This window comes from Bacillus sp. MBGLi79 (assembly GCF_002953915.1).
Genome location: NZ_CP026521.1, coordinates 1396005 through 1400690, shown reverse-complemented (window position 1 = coordinate 1400690; position 4686 = coordinate 1396005). Strand labels below are relative to the sequence as shown.

At 39.8% G+C, this 4686-nt stretch carries 4 protein-coding genes, 1 pseudogene and 1 other annotated feature; of the genes and pseudogenes, 1 reads left to right on the top strand and 4 read right to left on the bottom strand.

The annotated features are described in order from the left end of the window. The first annotated feature begins 226 nt into the window (after positions 1 to 226). Positions 227 to 441 (top strand) — a binding site (T-box leader). Between the two features lie 58 nt (positions 442 to 499). Next, positions 500 to 1492 carry a tryptophan--tRNA ligase gene (gene trpS, locus C1T29_RS07030; RefSeq protein WP_040083808.1) on the top strand — a complete coding sequence of 331 codons (993 nt, stop codon included), beginning with the start codon at positions 500 to 502 and terminating at the stop codon, positions 1490 to 1492. Between the two features lie 35 nt (positions 1493 to 1527). Here the strand turns inward: trpS and C1T29_RS07025 are convergent, their stop codons facing one another. From C1T29_RS07025 to C1T29_RS07010, 4 genes and pseudogenes are all read right to left on the bottom strand, one after another. Then, positions 1528 to 2280 (bottom strand): YjbA family protein, encoded by a 753-nt coding sequence (locus C1T29_RS07025; protein ID WP_014663526.1) that lies wholly within the window; start codon positions 2278 to 2280, stop codon positions 1528 to 1530. A gap of 203 nt (positions 2281 to 2483) precedes the next feature. Continuing rightward, complete coding sequence (opp4C, locus tag C1T29_RS07020) at positions 2484 to 3398, bottom strand: oligopeptide ABC transporter permease (RefSeq protein WP_040083452.1); 915 nt, start codon at positions 3396 to 3398, stop codon at positions 2484 to 2486. A gap of 15 nt (positions 3399 to 3413) precedes the next feature. Next, entirely contained in the window at positions 3414 to 4364 is a 951-nt protein-coding gene (locus C1T29_RS07015; RefSeq protein WP_015252362.1) for an ABC transporter permease, read from the bottom strand. Positions 4365 to 4438: 74 nt separating this feature from the next. Next, a pseudogene (locus C1T29_RS07010) lies at positions 4439 to 4612 on the bottom strand (peptide-binding protein); the annotation flags it as partial. Positions 4613 to 4686 lie beyond the last annotated feature (74 nt).

Genomic DNA, 4686 nt, shown 5'->3' with positions numbered 1-4686 from the left:
CTTCTACCATTTAAAGCATAAATTGATTAAAAACTTTTTCATGAGTTTTCTATCCATATTGCTTTTTACATATAATATCTGCCTGTTTTTACACTGATTGCAGTTATCATTTAAGGGTTTTACAGCACCCATGTTATTTATATCATTACAATGTTACTGGGAAAAAGAATGTTTTTTCATGATGACAATTGGTTATAATTGATTTATAATGAAGCAATCAAAAGAAAAGCGTGCTATGAAGAAGAGTAGTACACATTTCACCTGTTTGAAGAGAGTCTGCGGTGCTGGGAGCAGATAACGGGCAATGTGGAATGGACTTTGGAGCAGCTGACCGAACCCGAAAAAAGTAGGCTCAGCCGGAGCAGACTCCGTTACAAACGTCAGAGTGATTCCATTTTAATGGAATAATCAGGGTGGTACCACGGTTCATTCGTCCCTTTTTTATAGGGGAAGAATGAGCCTTTTTTATTATGTTTTAAGAAATGAGGTTGATGTTTTCATGAAACAAACGATTTTTTCAGGCATTCAGCCAAGCGGCTCTGTTACGCTCGGCAACTATATCGGTGCAATGAAGCAGTTTGTCGAACTGCAGCATGATTATAACAGCTATTTTTGCATCGTGGACCAGCATGCAATAACCGTTCCTCAAGATCGGCTCCAGCTAAGAAAGAATATCCGCAGTCTGGCGGCGCTTTACTTAGCTGTCGGACTTGATCCGGAAAAAGCAACATTGTTTATTCAGTCAGAGGTTCCCGCGCACGCACAGGCCGGATGGATGATGCAGTGTGTCGCATATATCGGCGAACTTGAACGAATGACTCAATTTAAGGACAAATCCAAAGGCAATGAGGCTGTCGTCTCCGGCCTGTTAACATACCCGCCGCTGATGGCCGCTGATATTCTGCTGTACGGAACGGATCTTGTGCCTGTTGGTGAGGATCAAAAGCAGCACCTTGAGCTGACGCGGAATCTCGCAGAACGCTTCAACAAAAAATACAACGACATCTTCACGATTCCGGAAGTGAAAATTCCAAAAGTCGGTGCACGCATCATGTCTCTGAATGATCCGCTGAAGAAGATGAGCAAATCTGATCCGAACCAGAAATCTTATATTACACTGCTGGATGAACCGAAGCTTCTTGAAAAGAAAATCAAAAGCGCTGTGACAGATTCCGAGGGCATTGTAAAATTTGACAAAGAAAACAAACCGGGTGTTTCCAACCTTCTTACGATTTATTCAATCCTCGGCAATACGACAATTGAAGAACTTGAAGCAAAATACGACGGAAAAGGCTACGGCGAGTTTAAAGGTGATTTGGCAGAAGTCGTGGTGAACGCATTAAAACCGATCCAAGACCGCTATTATGAGCTGATAGAATCTGAAGAATTAGACCGGATTCTTGATGAAGGCGCGGAACGGGCGAACCGGACAGCAAACAAAATGCTGAAAAAAATGGAGAATGCCATGGGTCTTGGAAGAAAAAGACGCTGATCAAAAAACCGCTCTTTGCAAAGAGCGGTTTTATTTCAGTTTACCTTTGATTCATTTTCCATTTCCCACAGCTTTTCGAAAAAAGGCTGTCCTTTTATTAGGTTTTCGCAAAAAGCTAGGTGCTTATCCGACCAGCCTTCAATTGTTTCGTTATACAGCATGTCCCAAATCTCTTCAAAGCTCATCCGTTTGATTTGTTCATACATATGCGGATTCCACTCTGTATACCAATAGCCGATTTCAGCGCGATTTTTCAGCCCTTTTAATTGGTCAAGCGCCATAAACATCAGCTGCTTGATTTGCCGTTCTTTTCTTGTCAGACCCCTGACATGTTCTGGTGCTAATGATAAGATGTGATATTCTTTAGAGGATTCCAGTTTCTTTGGTTCAAATTCATACGCTTCAGGCTCTACATCTTTTACCATTTCATAAACGAGCTGCTCTTGTCTTGGGATCAGACGGCTTTTCCTGACAGGGATTGTATAGCCGATCGTGTCGACAGCCAAAATGCCGATTCCGTCTGTTACAACAAAACAATATTCAAGCTTTGTCCGCTCATGATTTTTCCGAATGTACGATTTCTGATGTACGTCTTCTAGCAAACCTTTCGGAAGCTCTGACAAATCGTTTTCTATGTAATGAAACAGTACTGACGGCACCCTTAACAAAGGCACCTGATCCAAAAGCTCAACCGTATCTTCCTTGCGCCATTCGTGAAAGTGGCATACATTGTAGCCATTTTCTTCCCCTTCAAACCAATTGACCCACACATCATGAAGAAATAACATCTCTAACCCCTCACTTTATAAAAACTGTTGTCCACAGTATAGGCAAGGGACAGAGAAATTATTCCAAAGAGATTGAGGAAATCTGGAATCACTGGTTTTATGCAAGAATCACAAAAAGCAGATCTCTTTGTATATTTTCTGACAACAAGAGACCTGCTTTTTTCTGATTTGGTGATATTTTATAACAGATATTATATTCATTTTTATTTAATATTTTTCGGGTCAAGCGCATCCCGCAGGCCATCACCGACAAAGTTGAAGCATAAAACGGTCATTAAAATAAATAGCCCGGGAAATAACGGGTACCACCATGCTTGAATCATTAATGTAAAGTTTTGAGCATCCTGAAGCATGTTTCCCCAGCTAGCAATTGGCGGCTGGATACCGAAACCCAAGTAACTTAACGTTGATTCAGCTAGAATGACACTACCTACTTTTAAAGTAGCGGAAACAATAATTGGTCCAATACAATTCGGCAATATATGCGAAAAAATAATTTTGTAATTTTTTGTGCCTATTGTTTTAGCAGCCAATACAAATTCCCTTGACCGTAGGGATAGAAACTCACCTCTGACTAGTCTCGCTGTTGTAGTCCAGCCCGTCAGAGAAAAAATTAAAATTAACTTATCCATTCCCGGTTGAAAAATTGTAACTAAGGTAATAAGCAGAAAAATATCCGGAATAGATAAAACTACGTCGACAGCCCTCATCAATACAGCATCTACTATTCCTTTAAAGTATCCTGCTAAAGCTCCAACAACCGTACCAATTGTAATCGCACCAATTACTGAAGCAAAACCAACTAATAAAGACACACGTGCTCCATATAACACCCTTGTAAATATATCGCGCCCAAACTTATCCGTCCCCATTAGATTTTGAGCGCTTGGCGGCTTCAGTTTGTTTAAAAGAGATTGACTCTCAGGCGAGTAAGGTGCAATAAAAGGAGCAAAGACCGCCATTAAGATGATAACTGATAAAATAATCCCCCCAACAACAGCAAGCCTATTTTTGAAAAATTTCTCAAAAAAGATCCTAGTCATTGTTTCTGGTTTTTTTCTAATATTTTCTTTTAGCTTTACCTCATTAGAGGGAGCCGCAGTGTTTGGATTTGTCATGTGTGTCCCCCCCTTTTAATATTCAATTCTCGGATCAACTAATGCATACAAAATATCTGCAATCAAGTTTCCCAGTACAACCAAAACAGCAGAAATCACAGTCATGGCCATAATAACCGGATAATCTCGAGAGAATGCCGAATCAATAAATAACTTTCCTAATCCTGGCCAAGTAAAAATCTGCTCAACTACGACAGCACCGCCAATAAATGACGGAATCATTAATCCGAAAATTGTAATAACAGGAAGCAGGCCATTTCTCAAGCCATGTTTGAAAATCACTTTATTTTCTTTAAATCCTTTGGCTCGAGCTGTTCTTATATAATCTTGCTTTAATACATCAAGCATACTTGATCTTGTATAACGAGTAATACCGGCCATATCCGCAGTTGCTAAAACAAATGCAGGCAAAATTAAATGATGGAGCCTATCAAAAATGTTAAAGTCAGCGTTTAAAGTGCCGACACCTCCTGTAGGAAACCAACCGAGATTTACGGAAAGAACCATAATAAGAATTAATCCGAACCAGAAATTTGGTATCGCCAGCCCTAAAAATGACGTGACAGTAATACCATAGTCAAGCTTAGAATAAGGGCGTTTTGCAGAAAGAACACCGAAAGGAATTGAAATCAGAAGAGCAACAAGAGTTGAAAAAACCATGAGCACCAGAGTATTTGGTAAACGTGAAAGGATTAGATCGGAAACTGGTGTCCCCTTTTTCACAATAGATGTCCCAAAGTCGCCTTGGAGCATGTTCCCAAGCCATTTTAAGTACTGAACAGGTTCCGGATCGTTGAGTCCATACTTTTCAATAAATTTGGCTCTGTCAGCTTGGCTGATTGTCGGATCCATCATAAGTGACATCGGATCACCTGGCGCCGCTTTCATTATCGCAAATGATAAAATTGTAATGCCCAAAAGAATTGGCAGAGACATTAATGTTCGACGAACAATATATGTAACCATATTCTTGTCCCCTTTTCTAAAATAGGATAAAGAGGAAAGGATGCATAATCCTCACCTCTCTAGGGATTTAACTATTATTGTTCAAGCCACCATTTTTCAATATGATATAAGTCATTTTTCGGATGGAATACATAGCCATGCATGTTTGTCGGGATTGCCCTATGATAATTGTAATAAAACAGGAATGAATAAGGCTGGTCCTCAGCAATCAATTTATAGATTTCTTCGTATTTTTTCTGATATTCTTTTGTGGCTTCCATTGATAAGCTTCTTTTTTCTTTTTCTCGACTGCAACAGATGACCGTTTTTCATTAACCCTTTG